Below are 15,506 nucleotides of genomic sequence, written 5' to 3'. Positions count from 1 at the left end.
CCCCACCGCGTCCTCGGCGGCCCCGCACCGGTTCGGCGGTGCGGGGCGTCGCACCGGTTCGGCGGTGCGGGGGCGTCAGCCGGAGAGCGGACAGGACCCCGGCCGGCGGTTCCCCCCGGGCCCGACGAGGGTGACGGCGGGGCCGAGCGCCGGCCCCCGCCCGTCCGTCGGCACGGCGGCGCTCAGGGTGCAGACGATCTGGTCGACGGCCAGCGCGGGAAGCGCGGCCACGTCGGTGGCGAGCGTCACCGTCACCCCCGACTGCTCGACGGTCAGCGCGGCGGGTCCGGCGTCCGGCGGGATCTCGGTGCGCAGCCCCCGGGCCAGTTCGGTCGGGTCCGGACCGCCCAGCAGCATGGCCAGGGTCCCGGCCGGCGAGGGTGGCGGGCCGGTGGGGCGCAGCACCAGCGCGAGCTGATGCTCCGACACCAGATAGAGCCCGGTTCCCATAGCCGGCACCCGGGGCGCGGGCCCGCCCGGGATGACGCCGCTGGGCCGTATCCCGCAGCCGGCGACGAGGGCGGCGCAGAGCACCAGCGCGGCGACGGACCTGCCGCTCCGGCCGGCCCTCACCGTTCGCCTCCGCCGGTCACCCGTCCGGCTCCGTCGAGAGCGACGTCGCGCACCCGGCGCGGCAGGCCGGCTCCGTCGGGGGCGACGTCCCCCGCCCGGTGCGGCAGCCGGAGGACGAAGACCGCGCCGCCCTCCGGCCGGTTGCCCGCCGTCAGGCTGCCGCGCCGCTCCCCGTCCCGGTGCAGTCGGGCGTTCTCCCGGGCGATGGCGAGGCCGAGGCCGCTGCCCTCGGAGCGGGCCCTCGCCCGGTCCGCCTTGTAGAACCGGTCGAACACCTGCGGCAGCACCTCCGGGTCCAGTCCCGGTCCCCGGTCGGCGACCTCGATGACGATCGCGTCCGGCTCCGGGCGCAGCCGTACCGACACCGGCGGTGCGCCGTGCCGCAGCGCGTTGCCGACGAGGTTCGCGACCATCACGTCCAACCGGCGGGGGTCCAGGCGTGCGCAGACCCCGGCGGACAGGTCGGTCTCGACCCGGTCGGCCCAGCCCCGGGCCCGCAGGGTCGACCGTACGGCCTCGGCCACGTCGACCTCGTCGAGCGCGAGCGCCGCCGCACCCGCGTCGAACCGGCTGACCTCGATGAGGTCGTTGACCAGCCGGGTGAGCTTCTGCGTCTCCTGGCTGACCAGGCTGGCCGCCCTGCCCGCGTCGCCGGGCAGCCAGGGCGCCTCCTCCTCCAGTACCTCGGTGACCGCCGTCATCGCGGCGAGCGGGGTACGCAGCTCGTGGGAGACGTCGGCCACGAAGCGCCGGGCGTCGGCCTCCATCCTGCGGAGTTCGCCGACCTGCCGCTCCAACGCCTCCGCCGTGTGGTTGAACGTGCGCGCCACGGCGGCCAGCTCGTCCGCGCCCCGGACCTCCAGCCGGGTCCGCAGGTCTCCCTCGCCGAGCCGGTGCGCGGCGCGACGGAGATCGCGTACCGGCCGCAGCACGCTGCGGGCCGCCAGCATTGCCAGCAACACCGCGAGCAGCATGGACATCCCACCGGTCAGCCAGGCCACCAGGGCGAGCCGGTCGATGCTCTGCTGTTCGGCGGAGAGGCTGCGCAGCACGTACACCTCCAGCCCGGAGGCGGTGCCGGCGCCGTCCGGCCGCTCGATCATGACCTGGGTACCGATGATCAGCTCCGGGAGGCCCTCCCGGGAGACACGCTGCCAGACGACCCGCCCGCCGCGTACCGCCGCGCGCAGCTCCGGTGGGATCACGGTCGGGTCCAGGCTCCCCCGGGAGCGCTGCCCCCGGTAGAGCACCAGCGCGGCGTCGTCCCGGTCGGACAGGTCGCCGGCGATCCGGTCGAGATCATTCTGGCTCGGCGGCAGGTCGCGGATCGGGGGCAGCTTCGCCACCTCGTCGATCACCGCGACCGCCGCGGTGTCCTGGGCCTTCTGCAGAATCACCCTGCGGGCCTGGACGTAACTCCCGCCGGCCACCGCCGAGGCCGTGGTCGCGCCGAGGAGCACGAAGGCGAGGAGCAGCCGGGTCCGCAGCCCCCAGGCCTGGCCGGCGGTTCGCCACCACCTGCTCACAACGGGCCGAACCGGTATCCGAAACCCCGCACCGTCTGCACGTAGACCGGGACCGCCGGGTCGTCTTCGATCTTCGACCGCAGCCGCTGCACGCAGGCGTCCACCAGCCGGGAGTCGCCGAGGTAGCCGTGTTCCCAGACCGATTCGAGCAGCTGCCCCCGGCTCAGCACCCGGCCCGGCGCGCGGGAGAGTTCGAGGAGCAGGCGCAGCTCGGTGGGGGCGAGCCGGACCGGCGTCCCGGCTCTGCTGATCACCAGCCCCGCCCGGTCGATGGTCAGGTCCCCGTGCCGCTCCGGCTCCGTCCGCTCCGTACCGGCGCGCTGCGTCTCGCCGCCGGCCCGGCGCAGTACGGCGCGGATACGCGCCTCAAGCACCCGGGGCTGCACCGGCTTGACCACGTAGTCGTCGGCACCGGCCTCCAGACCGGCCACCACGTCCATGTCGTCGCTCCGGGCGGTGAGCATGATGATCGGCGCCTCGCCGGTGGCCCGGATCCGCCGGCACACCTCGAAGCCGTCGATGCCCGGCAGCATGAGGTCGAGCACCACGACGTCGGGGGAAGCGCCGGACAACCGCTCCAGCCCCTGCTCACCGGTTGCCACGGCGTGCACCGCGTGCCCGCGGCGGCTCAACGCGAGCTGCAGGCCCTCCCGGACCGCCGGGTCATCTTCGATCAGCAGAATGCGCGACATATTGCGAACTACCGTAGCTCGCGCGGATTGTGGTGATCATCGACCGCACGCAGCAGGAACGACACCAGGGTCACCACCACCATCGTGCCGGCGGTCGACGCCACGACGGCGACGGAGAGCCCCGCTCCGGCCGAGCCGGCGGCCGCGAACACGGCCATCGGCCCGACCAGCATGACCGAGACCTCGGCCGCCAGTACGGCCAGCACCGCCGCCGCCCAGAACCCGCCCAGCCGTACGCCGGCCGGAGTCGATCCGCCGGCTCCCCCGCCGGCCGGAGTCGATCCGCCGGCTCCCCCGCCGGCCCGAGCCGACCGGGGCCGGCGGTACGTCGACGCGGCGGCGGCCAGGCAGCAGAGGGCCGCGGAGAGCAGAACGCCCCCCAGAACGTCGCTGAACCGGTGCCAGCCCGCGATCATGGTCGCCGCGGCGACGACGGAGACGCCCACCCCACCCGGCACGGCGAGCCACCAGCGGGCCGAACCGGGCAGCACAAGTAGGAACGCGAGGAGCAGGCTCGTCGCGGCGGCCACGTGTCCGCTGGGGAAGCTGTTGTGCGTGGTGGAACCCTCTACCCCGAGGTCGGGCCGCACCACCATCAGCTTGAGCACCGCCGCGCCGGCCCCCGAGCAGAGGAAGAGGGCGACGCCGGCCACCCCCGCCCAGGGCCGCCTGGTCAGCAGCGCCACCAGGAACACCAGGACGAGCAGCGTGGCCAGCACCTTCCAGTCGCCGAAGCCGGTCAGCACCGACTTCGCCGGCTCCAGGAACCGGGATCGCTGCTCGTACCCGCCACCCCGTTCGGCCCGGGGCAGAAGCCAGCCGTCCAGTCGCTGACCGCCGGGCGTCGAGACGAAGACCCGGCAGGTCAGCGCGAGGGCGATGAGGAATCCGAGGGCGGCGCCGAGCAGACCGCGCGGGGTCTGCCGTCGGGTCCGCGGCGGGAGTGGGCGGGACGGGCCGGTCGCAGGGTGGCGGCCGGCTGCGGGGTACGGCTCGATGAGGGTCACCCGACCAAGGATGGGCCGGACACGTGAGCACTCCGTCCGGGGAATGTCATGGTTCTGTATCAACCGCCGGATCGCGGCCAGCCCTCGGCCGGCAACCGGTGTCCACCCGGGGGTGGGCCGCCCCCACCCCGGGACCCGTTCGGACCGCCCTGCGGCCATCAGGCGCTCAGCCGACGGTGGACCGACGCCAGGCCGGACGCTGTCCGTTGGTGATCCAGCGCAGCAGCCACTCGGCCGGGCCGTGGCCGTACCGGCCCAGCCACCAGCGGCTGACGGCGAGCTGGCCGGCGAAGATGGCGACCGCGATGACCACCATCTCCAGCGGCGACACCTGACCGACGAGCCCGAGGCCCACACCGGTGAAGATCAGCAACGTGGCCACCGACTGGCCGAGGTAGTTGGAGAGGGCCATCCGTCCGGCCGGCGCCAGCGCCGAACCGAGCCACCGCCCACGGTCGCCGTGTACGACCCGGATCAGGGTCGCCGCGTACGCGGCAGCCAGCAGCGGCGCGGTCAGCGCACTGGCCAGCACGGCCAGGGTGTCCCCGTTGCCGCCGGCCGAGGCGTAGTAGACGGCGCCGGCCAGCCCGACCGGAAAGCCGACGAGCTGCACGGTCCGCAGCACCGGCTCCCGCCCGGTGAGCCCGGCGAGCAGCCGGCGCCGGCCGGCGACCATGCCGAGCAGGAACATCGCGAACGTGGTCGGGCCCTGCATGCTGAGCTGGGAGAGGCCGTAGATCGGCAGGATCGCCAGGTGCTCGTGGATCACCGACCCGAGCCCGCCGGCCAGGTTCGCGGTCGTCTCGTGGCCCTGCGCCAGCCCCGCCGCCCGGTCCAGGAAGGCCGACGCGTCCACGAAGAGCGCGCTCAGCCCCATGGTCAGCAGCAGGTAGCCGTAGAGCACGGCGGCGACGACGATCGCCGTCCGGTCACGTACGCCGCGCATCGCCAGCAGGATCGCGCCGAGCAGCGCGTAGACGGTGAGGATGTCGCCGCTGATCAGGAAGACCATGTTCACCGCGCCGAGGGCGAACAGCCCGACCAGCCGGCGGGTCATCCGGGGCCGGAACGCCGCCCCGGCCCGCGCCGCCGCCTCGGTCTGCAACGTGAAGCTGTACCCGAAGAGGAACGAGAAGAGCAGGTAGAACTTCATGCTGAACAGCACCGAGCCGAGCCAGCGGACCGCGTCGTCGAGCCCGGACGCGTACGCCGGGTCGGTGACCTGGATGTGGAAACCGGAGGCGGCGAAGGTGATGTTCACGAGGAGGATGCCGAGCAGCGCGAAGCCGCGCAGTATGTCGACGTCGTGGATGCGGACCCGGGCCAGCGTCCGGGAGAGGTCTGCGGTCATGCGTCGAGCACACCAGCGCGGGCCCGGCCGGTCAGGGGCGCTGGTGCCCCTCGGGGGGTAGTCCCATGTCTACCCGCGACGGTCAGCCCCGGCCGGGATAGCGGCAGGCGGAGGTCGCCGCCGCGCTCCGCTGCGCCGGATCCAGCGTCAACCGCACGGCGCGGCCCGGGTCCGCCGGGTGCACCTGCCGGGCCTCGACGATGCCGGTCGGGCTGTCGCCGCCCAGGCACGCGGCGGCGACCAGGATGACCGGTTCGCCGCCGCCGGCCGGGGCCACCGCGTCGATCCGGGCCTTCCCGCCGACGGCCGGATCAGGTACGTCGGCCAGGGCCACCTGCCGCCAGATGCGGGTACCCGCCGTCGCCGCCCCGCCACCGGTCGAGGTGCTGAACCCGACGACGGACAGGTCCCTGCCGCTGGCGTGCAGCGTGACCGCTCCCCGACCGGCGGCGTCGACGACCACCGAGAAGTCGAGCGCGGTCGGGACGGCCCGGCCGTTGGGGCAGCCCGACGGCCGGAGCGTACGCGGTGGGTTGCCGTGGATGACCGCGGACGAGACGACGCCGCCACCGGCGAGCGTGAACCAGCGCACGTCCGGGGTGCCGGCGGTGTTGTCGTACACCTTCTCGCCCACGCAGAAGCCGGTGAAGCCGACCGTGCAGTGCGGCGGGACGGTGCTCAGCAGCGAATCGTCCCGGCTCGCTCCGCCGCGTACGTGTGCGCCACCGCCGTAGGTCGTCCCCGTGAAGACGACGCCGGCCGGCACGCTCGGGCAGCGGGGCGCGGCGGCCGGAGAGGTCGCCGGGGCGCCACCGAACCGGGGCAGCCTCGCCGCCGTCGCGACCCCGACCGTGAGCGTCGCGGCGAGCGCGGTACCGAGAACGGCCCGCCGCCGCCAACGCGGATTCGAATCCGGTTCGGCATTCCGCTCCGGCCCGCCGGGTGGGTCGTCGTGCGACGCGCTTTCCGGATCCTTTTTCTCCTCGGCCTTCTTCTCTTCCGCGCCCTGCTGTGCCGCGCCCTGCTGTTCCGCGCTCTGCTGTTCCGCGCTCTGCTGTTCCGAAACGGTTTCCCGTCGGCCCGGGATTCCCCCCGCGACCCTTTCCGGGCCGTCGTGTTCGTTCTCCGTCGGGTGCAGTTGGGCCGCCGTGTCGTACCAGCGCCGTCGCCAGTCACCGGGATCGCCGCGACACGCGCCGACGTACGCGAGCAGCACCTCCAGGGTCGGCAGCCGCGCGCCACCGGCCGCCTCCGACAGGGTCGTGGCGCTGTAGCCGGCGGACCTGGCGAGTACCCGGTAGGTGGGGTTGCCCGCTTCCGCGCGGAGCTTGCGCAGGTCGTAGGCGAATGCCTGCAACGGTCCGGCGGTGGGGTCGACAGGTCTCTCGTGACGAGCCACGTCGCATCTCTCCCCAGGGCTCTGCGGGCATGTCCCGACTCATCGTCACCGACACCGTCGGCCCGGCCAAGCGGTTGTCGGAATGTCGCTCGTAGCCGTGCGCTGTCCGGGATTGATTGACCGGCGCCGGTGATCGTTCCGGTCAACCGGACCGGCGATTAGCAATGGAGGCGGGGCGGTCAGCGCACTCGAATCCGAATCCGGACGCGGTGCCCGATCGACCGCTCGTCGACCGATCGACGGACGGCCCGAGGGCCGCGAAGGAGGACACCATGAAGGCACGAATGATCACCGCGACCGGGACGCTGCTCGGCGCACTGGGCCTGCTGGGCACGCTCGGATCCCCGGCGACCGCCGCGCAGGGGTCCCGCAACTGCGCCGTCAACCTCGACACCGGTGCGGTGACCTGCGCCGAGAGCGAGGAGCGGGCGCTGCGGGCGGTCGGCGCCCGCGCCAGCCTGGTCATCGCCCGCACCTACGACGGCATCAACTACACCGGTACGGTGCTCGCCTGGGTCCAGTCCCGGGCCTGCACGCCCTCGTACGACTCCGAGTTCCAGTGGGGCGACCTCCGGAAGACGGCCGCCGGCAACCTGAACAACCGGATCAGCTCGGTGCGCACGTACCACCGGTGCGACGTCAAGCTCTTCGACGGCTTCACCTTCACCGGCGCCCAGTCGACCTGGATCGACGCCTCGGCCAACCTGGCCGCCGTGCGGACCGGTTGGAGCAACCGGGCGAGCTCGATCAAGTTCTCCTGATCCGCCTGCCTGGCGTGTTAGGAAGGGCCCCTTCCTATACAAAAAGCGATAGGAAGGGGCCCTTCCTTACACCCCTAGTAGGTCACGTGCTTGCCGCCGTCGACGATGATCGCCTCGCCGGTGACCATGTCCATGCCGAGCAGCCCGAGCACCGCCTGCGCGACGTGCTCGGGGTCGGCGGTGCGGCGCAGCGGGACCACCTCCCGTTCCCGGGCGGCCCGCTCGGCGAAGCCCTCCGCGCCGTGCAGGCCGGGTTGCCAGCGGGTGTGCTGCACCGTGCCGGGCGCGACGGCGTTGACCCGCACCTCGGGGGCGAGGGCCACGGCGAGGTTGCGGGTGAGCTGGAGCATCGCCGCCTTGCTCACCCCGTACGCGATCGAGGAGCCGCCGGCCCGGTAGCCGGAGATGGACGAGATGTTGACGATCGCACCGCCGGATTCCCGCAGGGCGGGGGCGAAGGCGCGGGCGCAGTGGAAGGCGCCGAGCAGGTTGAGGTCCAGGATGTCGTGCCAGACCTCGTCGGTGAGCCCGTCCAGGTCGGCGTGCTCCACCGCCCTCGTACCACCGGCGTTGTTGACCAGGACGTCGACCCGGCCGAAGGTGGTCAGGACCCGGTCGGCCATCGCGCGTACCGACAGGTCGTCGGCGACGTCGGCGGCGAGCGCCCGGGACCGGCCGGCCCACTCCCGGGCCCGGGCCGCGGTCTCCTCGGCCTCCGCCTGGGAACGGTTGAAGTTGACCACCACCGCGTCCGCGCCGGCCCGGGCCAGGGCCAGGCTGACCGCCCGGCCGATCCCGGTGCCACCGCCGGTGACCACCGCGACGGCCTTCTCCAGCCTCATCGCGTGGTCTCCAGCGGGGTCGGGGTCGTCGGCGCGGCCGGGCCGTCGCTGTCGTCCGGCGGGTCCTGCTGGTACGCGTGCACCGCGCCGATGTCCATCGTCCTGGCCTCGCGGGCGATCACGAACGCGACCAGCGAGACGGCCGCGGTGAAGATGATCCAGAGCGCGACCAGCCAGGGCGAGCCGTCGGCCTGGCTGAGCAGCGCCGCCGCGATCAGCGGGGAGAAGCCGGAGATGGCCGCGCCGATCTCCCGGGAGGCCGCGAAACCGGTGTACCGGACGCCGGCGCCGAAGAGTTCGGCGTAGAACGCCGGCTGCACCGCGATCATCGGGGCGAAGCCGATCCCACCGGCGATGATCAGCGACAGCCAGATCAGCCCGGTCACCTCGGTGTTGAGCAGCCAGAAGTACGGGAAGGCGAAGAGCGCGGTGAAGACGACGCTGAAGATGTTCAGCGGCTTGCGCCCGATCCGGTCCGACAGCGCGCCGTAGAGCGGCTGGACGACGATCACCACCAGGCCCATCAGGACCACTCCGGTCAGCGCCACCCACCTCGGCTGGTCCAGCTCGTTGGTCAGGTACGCGACGCTGAACGTGGCGAAGATGTAGACGATCGCGGTGTCGCAGATGTGCGCGCCGATGCCGACCAGGAAGTTGCGCGGGTACATCTTCAGGGTGTCCAGGATCGGCGTCCGGACGACGGTGCGGCTGCGCTCCATCCGGCGGAACACCGGCGACTCGGTGACCCGCAGCCGTACGTAGATGGTCACGAAGATCATCGCGAAGCTGAGCAGGAACGGGATCCGCCAGCCCCAGGATTCGAGCTGCGCGTCGGGGAGCATGCCGACCAGCAGGAACGACACGGTCCCCAGCACCAGACCGATCTGCACGCCGGTCTGGGCGTACGAGGCGTAGTAGCCCCGCCGGTGCGCGGGTGCGTGCTCGGCGAGCAGTGTGGAGGCGCCGCCGAACTCGGCACCGGCGCCGAGCCCCTGGCAGATCCGGAGCAGCACCAGCAGGATCGGCGCCCAGACCCCGATCTGGTCGTACGTCGGCAGCAGGCCGATCACACCGGTCGCGATCCCCATCACCAGGGTGGTGATGATCAGTGTGGAGCGCCGGCCGATCCGGTCGCCGAGCCGGCCGAAGAAGAACCCGCCGACCGGCCGGAACAGGAACGCCACCCCGAACGTGGCGAACGAGACCAGGGTGCCGACCGCCGGTTCGGCGTCGGGGAAGAAGAGCTTGTTGAACACCAGCGCGGCGGCGGTGCCGTAGATGAAGAAGTCGTACCACTCCAGGGCGGTGCCGACCAGCGAGGCCGTCACGACGCGGCGGAGTTCGGCGGGCGGGGTGCTCTCCTGCTCAGGCGGGGGCGCGGGCTCCACCGGCTGGGTCATCGGAATCCTCCTCGGGAGGCAGCGGCGCGCCGTCGGCGCCGCGCGGGGGTGGGTACGGGGATGGCGGTGGGGCGGGGGCCGGGGCCGGCGGCGGGGGCCCGCCGGGCAACTGGGCCAGCTCCCGCCAGGTCGACGCGGCGAGGACGATCCCGTCGCGTTCCCGGGCGGCGCGGGTCAGCGCCTCCTTCTCGCCCGGTACGAGCACGCGGCCGGCACCGGCCGCACCGCCGCCGGCAGACGTGCCGGACCCGCCGGACCCGGCCGGCGTGCCGGACCCGGCCGGCGTGGCGGGCGCCGTCTCGGCGAGCAGGCGGCAGAACTCCTCCGCCCGCTCGCGGAACTCCCCCGCCGGCAGGAACGCGCCGATGTCGATCGCGATCAGGACGGTGCCGTTGGTGTTGTCGTAGCCGGGCAGGCTGGAGACACCGGCCCCGGAGAGCAACCCGCCGACAATCTCGATCATCACGCTCAGGCCGTAGCCCTTGTGCTGGCCGAAGGGGAGCAGCGCACCGCCCCGGTAGAAGTCGGCCGGGTCGGTGGAGTCCCGCCCCTCCGGGTCGACCAGCAGCCCGGCGTCGACCCGCTCGCCGCGCGCCATCGAGAGCGCGAGCTTGCCCTCGGCGACGGCGGAGGTGGCGAAGTCGACGACCACCGGCGCCAGCCCGGCCCCGCGCGGGGCCGCCCAGGCCAGCGGATTGGTGCCGAGCCGGCGCTCCCGACCGCCGTACGGGGCGACGTTCGGGTCGACGTTGCAGAAGGCCAACCCGACGAGGTCGGCCTCGGCGAGGGTCTGCACGTACTCGCCGAGCCGGCCGATGTGGTTGCAGTTGCCGATGCTCACCACGCCGACGCCGTGTTCCCGGGCGAGCCGCCGGGCCTCGGTGACGGCCAACCGGGCGGCGAGCTGCCCGAAGCCGTGCCGGCCGTCAACGACCGCCGTCGCCCCGTGCCGGCGGAGCAGGCGCGGCTCCGCGGCCGGATCGATCAGGCCGGCGCGGACCGCGCCGACGTAGGGGACGAGCCGGCGCACCCCGTGGGAGTCGTGCCCGACCAGGTCGGATTCGACCAGGGAGGCGGCCACCGCAGCCGCGGTCGGCTCCGGTACGCCGGCGGCGCCGAGGATGCGCGCCGCGATGTCCACCAGCTCGGCGGCGGTGATCGGGTCCGGAGTGGACAGTTCGTCCGCCGGTGCGGCGATCCGGTCGCCGGCCGGTTCCCGGCTGGTGGGGGCGGTGGACCAGGAGTGCGCCCGCTGGGCGGCGCCGGCCTCCCCGGCACGGGTCCGATCGGCTCCGTACGCCATCCGTCCCACCCCCCGGACATGACCATTCCATCACACGGAATGGCATTCCATAGTTATCTACGTCACAGTGTGGCGCGTCGAGCCGTCCGACGCAACCCGTCGGAAACAATTGCCGTCGGTCAAGCCGGTCGGGCCGGGCTGGCTAGGTATCCGGACGGATGCGCCATCGTCCGGAGCGTGATTCGGTGTGTTCATGCCGCGACAGCGAGTCCAGACGCGACGATCGGTCCGCCTCGCCCTGACCTGCCTCGCCGCGGGCTGGCTCGCCGGCTGCGCCGGCGGGGAACACGACGTCGCCCGCGACCTGGCGCTGGAACGGGCCGAACAGGTCGCCCACGAGACCGGCGCCTGGGCGACCGATTCGTCCTCGGCGAAGGGGTGGAAGACCAACCAGCAGGTACTGGACCGGCTGGTCACGGCCAGCGAGGGCGAGGTGCTGACCTCCGAGGTACCCGACCCGGACGCGCGCGGGGTAGGACTGCTGGCCACCGTGGAGGTGGTGATGCTGGCCGTCGCGCCCGAGTCGTGGGGCGGGGCGGCCGAGGCGCACTACAACGTCTGCGTGCGTTTCGAGGTGCGGCGGGAGAGCACCGGCCCCCGGGAGATCACCGCGGCAACCTTCGACTGCCCGCGCGGCGTCCCGCCGACCCGTCCGCCCCGCTGAGCCGAGCGCCCCGACGGGGAGAGATCAGCTCGGCGGCGTACCCGCGCCGAGGGCCCGGGAGACCTGGGCGGCGGCCTCCAGCACGTGCCGCCCCACCTCGTCGGCCGGCTGGTCCGCCGCCTCGTAGCTGAGCGTCGCCGCACTGACCCCGCCGATCACGTGCCCGGCGTGGTCGTACACCGCCGCACCGCACGCGGAGACGCCCGGCTCGTTCTCCTCGTGGTCCTCGGCCCAGCCCCGGCGCCGCACCTCGGCCAGCTCGGCGAGGAGCGGCCCCACCCGCACGAGCGTCGCCGGGGTGTGCCGGCGCAACCCGGTCCGCTCGGCCAGCGCCATCACCCGGTCGTCGTCCATGGTGGCCAGCACCGCCTTGCCGATCGAGGTGCTGTGCAGGTCGAGACTCATGCCGACCCGGGACGCGAGCTGGTACGGCTTGCCCGCCTCCACCTTCGCCACGTAGACGGCCTCGTCGCCGGAGAGCAGCGCCAGGTGCACCGTCCGGCCGGTGCGCCGCTGCAACTCCTCCAGCTGCGGCCGGACCTGGGCCGGCAGATCCAACCGGTGCAGCACCCGGCCGGCCAGGGCGAGCATCCGGGGACCGGTGAAGTAGTCCCCGGTGCCGGTCGGCCGGGCCAGCCCCCGCTCGACCATCACCTGGAGGATCCGGTGCACCGTCGCCTTCGGCAGGCGGGTCGCCGCCGCGATGTCGGCCAACCGGCTGTGCTCGACCAGCGCCTCCAGCACGTCGAACGTCTTGTCCGACGCACTCGCCCCCGTACGGTCAGCCATGGCTCCAATGTAGGGAACGTTCCCCGGGGGCCGCCCGGTCAGGCCGGCTCCGTGCCGCCCGTCACCGCCGCCGCGAGCACCGCCGGGTCGACGTTGCCGCCGGAGACGACCGCCACCGTACGGCCGGCGGGCAGGTCGGCGCCCCGGAACAGCCGGGCTGCGGTCGCCACCGCGCCACTCGGCTCGACGACCAGCCGGGTCTGGCCGACCAGTTGGGCGGTCGCCGCCGCGATCTCCGCCTCGGTGACCGTGACGATGCCGTCCAGCCGCTTCCACAGGTGCGCGAAGGTCAGCGCGGACAGGTGCGTCCGCAGCCCGTCGGCGCTGGTCCGGTAGGTGAGTTCCGGCTCCCAGACCACCAGCTCGCCGGCGGCCAGCGAGTCCCGGGCGTCGGCGGCGTACTCCGGCTCCACCCCGATCACCCGGGTCGCCGGGCGGAGCGCCTTGACCGCCGTGGCGACACCGGAGGCGAGTCCGCCGCCGCCGACCGGGACCAGCACGACGTCGACGTCGGGCAGGTCCTCGACCAGCTCCAGTCCGACGGTGCCCTGGCCGGCGATGATCCGCCGGTCGTCGAAGGGCGGAATCAGGGTCCGGCCCTGCTCGGCGGCGATCTGCTCGGCCACCGGAAGCCGCTGCGCCGGAGCGACCATCCGGATCTCGGCGCCGAGTGCGCGTACCCGCTCGACCTTGATCTCCGGCGCCCCCTCCGGGATCACCACCGTGCACGGCACCCCGTGGCTCCGGGCGGCGTAGGCGAGCGCCTGCCCGTGATTGCCGGAGGAGTGCGTCACCACCCCCCGGGCCCGCTGCGCCGGGTCGAGCCGGGCCACCGCGTGCGTCGCGCCCCGCAGCTTGAACGAGCCGACCGGTTGCAGGCTCTCCGGCTTGACCCAGAGCCGGTCGTCCCAGCCGCAGGGCAGCAGCGGGGTACGGACCACCACGCCGGTGAGGTCGGCTGCCGCGTCCCGGACGTCGTCGACGGTAACGAGATCCACACGGTCATCCTGCCACCGGAGCGGCGACCCGGCACCCGGCGGGAATGGCGAACCACCGGGGGACGAATAACGCCGAAGCCTAGAATTTCGCAAAAGGCCCAAACAAGGCGAGGATCGCGATGAGCAGGCCCGACCAGTCCGGCCCGGACCCGCACCAGCCCGGTGCCGGTCCCGGCGGACAGCGGCCGGAGAACCCGCCGGAGCCGACCGCCCGGCCCTGGGAATGGGCGGTGGATCCACCCCCGCCGGAGGGACCGAGCCAGGAACCGACGGCGGATCCGGCGGCCGGAGACTCGATCGACCTGGCCCCGGAGGGGGCACCGGAGGCGATGACCGAGCTGCCCACCGGATCCGGCCCCGCCCCGCCCGACTGGTCCACCCCGGAGACCCCGGTCAGCACGCCGCCGCTGGGTGGCATCCCGCCACCACCGCCCGTACCCCCGGGTGGGCCGGTGGATCCGGACGACCCGCTGACGCACGGGCCCGGACCGGTCCCGCAGTTCGCCCGGCCCGCCGACCGGCGGTGGTGGTTCATCCTCGGCATCGTCGCCGCGCTCCTCTCCGGCTGCTGCGTCGCCGCTGTGGTGGTCACCCTGGCCTGGGGACCGGAGATCTACACCGGGCTGCGCGACCGGGGCCAGCGGATCGTCGCACTCGGCCAGCCGGCCCGGGACGGCGATCTCGAATTCCGGGTCGGCGAGGTGCGGTGCGGGCTCCCTGAGGTGGGTGACGCCCTGGTCAGCCAGCTCGCGGTCGGACAGTTCTGCGTGGTCCAGCTCGCCGTGCGCAACCTCGGCAGCCGCCCCGTCGTGTTGCAGGAGGACCTTCAGGTGGCCTACGGCCCGGCCGGCCAACACTTCGGGGTGGACAGCGGGGCCAGCCTGCTGGCGAACGCCGACCAGCTCGCCTTCCTCAGCGAGATCAACCCGGGCAACCGGGTGACCGGGGCGATCGTCTACGACATCCCGCCGGACTCCCGGATCGTCCGGCTGCGGCTGCGCCACACCGCCGGCTCGGCCGGCGTACAGGTCCGCACCGGTTAGGAGGGGGCCCTTCCTATACAAAAAGCGATAAGAAGGGGCCCTTCCTTACCGCCAGGCGTTGAGCAGGTCCGTCTCCTCCGCCTCGGTCAGGCCGATCCGGGCGCCCGCGCCACCGGCCGCGAGCCAGCCGGCGGTGTCCCGGGCGGTCTCGGCCAGCGGCCGGGGCCGCAGCCCGGCGGCCAGCGACGGGGCCACGTCCCGACTCATGAAGCCCGCATACTCCGGCACCGGCAGCCAGATCGGCAGCGAGCGCGGCCCGGACCAGGGCGCCACACCGTGCGCCAACAGAAACTCCTGGGGTACGTAGCTGAGCGTGGCCGCCTCCCCGGGCAGCCCCGCGTCGGGAAGTCCGGCGCCGGGCAGCCCCGCGTCGGAGAGTCCGGCGCCGAGCAGCCCCGCGTCGGAGAGTCCGGCGCCGAGCAGCCCCGCGAGGAAGTCCGCCCGGCGCATCGGCTCGCCGGTCCCGTCGAACGCCCCGGCCAGCCGACGCTGCGCGGCGTCGACGATCCAGTCCGCCAGGTCGCGTACGTCGACGAGCTGCACCAGGTCGTCCGGGGTGCCGGGGACCAGCACCTCGCCACCCCGGGCGGCCCGGCGCAGCCAGTACTCGAACCGGCCGATCGGATCCTCCGGGCCCACGATCAGCCCGGCCCGGCAGAGGAAGACGTTGTCGGCGCCGAAGGCGTCCACCAGGAGCCGCTCGCAGCTCACCTTGCACGCCCCGTACGCCTCGGCGCTCTGCCACGGGTCCTCGGCGTCCGGCGGGGCGGGCCCGAGCAGCGGCGCGGTGTCGACCCGCTGGTGCGGGGTCGACGTGTCCGCGTACGCCGATCCGCTGGAGACGAAGGTGACATGGCCGACCCGACCGGCCAGGGACCGGATCGCGTGCCGGACCCGGGCGGGATGCCGGGCCACGTCCACCACCGCGTCGAAGTCACCGGTCAGCCCGGCCAGCCCGTCGGGGTCGTCGCGGTCCACCCGGACGAAACGTGCGCCCTCGACCGGGTCGCCGGACGAGCCCCGGGCCGCACAGGTGACGTCGTGGCCGGCCGCGAGGGCCCGGCGGGCCACGGCCCGGCCGAGGAAGACGGTGCCGCCGAGAACGAGGAGGCGCATGCCGATGATCGTCCTCGCCGCCGCCGCTGCCGGAAAGCCTGT

At 73.8% G+C, this 15,506-nt stretch carries 15 protein-coding genes; 3 read left to right on the top strand and 12 right to left on the bottom strand.

Annotation, left to right across the window (positions count from 1 at the left end; all coding sequences use genetic code 11):
* Nucleotides 1-75: 75 nt before the first annotated feature.
* From ACQEUR_RS00375 to ACQEUR_RS00350, 6 genes are all read right to left on the bottom strand, one after another.
* Nucleotides 76-573, bottom strand: a complete 498-nt coding sequence (locus tag ACQEUR_RS00375) for a hypothetical protein (RefSeq protein ID WP_433023817.1) — start codon at nucleotides 571-573, stop codon at nucleotides 76-78.
* Nucleotides 570-2,099 (bottom strand): ATP-binding protein, encoded by a 1,530-nt coding sequence (locus ACQEUR_RS00370; protein WP_433023815.1) that lies wholly within the window; start codon nucleotides 2,097-2,099, stop codon nucleotides 570-572. Before ACQEUR_RS00370 ends, ACQEUR_RS00375 begins: the two co-directional genes overlap by 4 nt.
* Nucleotides 2,096-2,791 (bottom strand): response regulator, encoded by a 696-nt coding sequence (locus tag ACQEUR_RS00365; protein ID WP_433023813.1) that lies wholly within the window; start codon nucleotides 2,789-2,791, stop codon nucleotides 2,096-2,098. Before ACQEUR_RS00365 ends, ACQEUR_RS00370 begins: the two co-directional genes overlap by 4 nt.
* An 8-nt stretch (nucleotides 2,792-2,799) precedes the next feature.
* Complete coding sequence (locus ACQEUR_RS00360) at nucleotides 2,800-3,798, bottom strand: phosphatase PAP2 family protein (RefSeq protein WP_433023811.1); 999 nt, start codon at nucleotides 3,796-3,798, stop codon at nucleotides 2,800-2,802.
* A 166-nt stretch (nucleotides 3,799-3,964) separates the two neighbouring features.
* Nucleotides 3,965-5,149: a DUF418 domain-containing protein gene (locus ACQEUR_RS00355; protein ID WP_433023809.1), complete on the bottom strand. Its 1,185-nt coding sequence runs from the start codon at nucleotides 5,147-5,149 to the stop codon at nucleotides 3,965-3,967.
* Between the two features lie 82 nt (nucleotides 5,150-5,231).
* A complete protein-coding gene (locus tag ACQEUR_RS00350; RefSeq protein ID WP_433023807.1) occupies nucleotides 5,232-6,548 on the bottom strand; it encodes a helix-turn-helix domain-containing protein in 1,317 nt (438 codons plus the stop codon).
* 272 nt (nucleotides 6,549-6,820) lie between these two features.
* On the opposite strand from ACQEUR_RS00350, the gene ACQEUR_RS00345 reads away from it, so the two are divergent.
* Nucleotides 6,821-7,309, top strand: a complete 489-nt coding sequence (locus ACQEUR_RS00345) for a hypothetical protein (RefSeq protein WP_433023805.1) — start codon at nucleotides 6,821-6,823, stop codon at nucleotides 7,307-7,309.
* Between the two features lie 74 nt (nucleotides 7,310-7,383).
* Here the strand turns inward: ACQEUR_RS00345 and ACQEUR_RS00340 are convergent, their stop codons facing one another.
* Genes ACQEUR_RS00340 through ACQEUR_RS00330 form a run of 3 tightly spaced genes read right to left on the bottom strand, consistent with a single transcriptional unit; the run spans nucleotide 7,384 to nucleotide 10,854 of the window.
* Entirely contained in the window at nucleotides 7,384-8,151 is a 768-nt protein-coding gene (locus tag ACQEUR_RS00340) for an SDR family NAD(P)-dependent oxidoreductase (RefSeq protein WP_433023803.1), read from the bottom strand.
* Complete coding sequence (locus ACQEUR_RS00335) at nucleotides 8,148-9,551, bottom strand: MFS transporter (protein WP_433023801.1); 1,404 nt, start codon at nucleotides 9,549-9,551, stop codon at nucleotides 8,148-8,150. The genes ACQEUR_RS00340 and ACQEUR_RS00335 overlap by 4 nt, the downstream gene beginning before the upstream one ends.
* Complete coding sequence (locus ACQEUR_RS00330) at nucleotides 9,517-10,854, bottom strand: Ldh family oxidoreductase (protein ID WP_433023799.1); 1,338 nt, start codon at nucleotides 10,852-10,854, stop codon at nucleotides 9,517-9,519. The genes ACQEUR_RS00335 and ACQEUR_RS00330 overlap by 35 nt, the downstream gene beginning before the upstream one ends.
* 193 nt (nucleotides 10,855-11,047) lie before the next feature.
* Here ACQEUR_RS00330 and ACQEUR_RS00325 point away from each other — a divergent pair, with 193 nt between their 5' ends.
* Nucleotides 11,048-11,518 (top strand): hypothetical protein, encoded by a 471-nt coding sequence (locus ACQEUR_RS00325; protein ID WP_433023797.1) that lies wholly within the window; start codon nucleotides 11,048-11,050, stop codon nucleotides 11,516-11,518.
* 24 nt (nucleotides 11,519-11,542) lie between these two features.
* Here ACQEUR_RS00325 and ACQEUR_RS00320 read toward each other — a convergent pair whose 3' ends face one another.
* Together ACQEUR_RS00320 and ACQEUR_RS00315 are read right to left on the bottom strand one after the other, a co-directional pair.
* Nucleotides 11,543-12,307: an IclR family transcriptional regulator gene (locus ACQEUR_RS00320; protein WP_433023795.1), complete on the bottom strand. Its 765-nt coding sequence runs from the start codon at nucleotides 12,305-12,307 to the stop codon at nucleotides 11,543-11,545.
* A gap of 38 nt (nucleotides 12,308-12,345) precedes the next feature.
* Nucleotides 12,346-13,305 (bottom strand): threonine ammonia-lyase, encoded by a 960-nt coding sequence (locus ACQEUR_RS00315; RefSeq protein ID WP_433023793.1) that lies wholly within the window; start codon nucleotides 13,303-13,305, stop codon nucleotides 12,346-12,348.
* 119 nt (nucleotides 13,306-13,424) lie between these two features.
* On the opposite strand from ACQEUR_RS00315, the gene ACQEUR_RS00310 reads away from it, so the two are divergent.
* Nucleotides 13,425-14,348: a DUF4352 domain-containing protein gene (locus ACQEUR_RS00310; protein WP_433023791.1), complete on the top strand. Its 924-nt coding sequence runs from the start codon at nucleotides 13,425-13,427 to the stop codon at nucleotides 14,346-14,348.
* Nucleotides 14,349-14,393: 45 nt separating this feature from the next.
* On the opposite strand, the gene ACQEUR_RS00305 is transcribed toward ACQEUR_RS00310, so the two are convergent.
* Nucleotides 14,394-15,464: an NAD-dependent epimerase/dehydratase family protein gene (locus ACQEUR_RS00305; RefSeq protein ID WP_433023789.1), complete on the bottom strand. Its 1,071-nt coding sequence runs from the start codon at nucleotides 15,462-15,464 to the stop codon at nucleotides 14,394-14,396.
* Nucleotides 15,465-15,506: the final 42 nt, after the last annotated feature.

The organism is Plantactinospora sp. CA-290183 (genome assembly GCF_050936375.1).
GTDB lineage: Bacteria > Actinomycetota > Actinomycetes > Mycobacteriales > Micromonosporaceae > Plantactinospora.
This window is presented reverse-complemented; position numbering and strand designations above follow the sequence as displayed.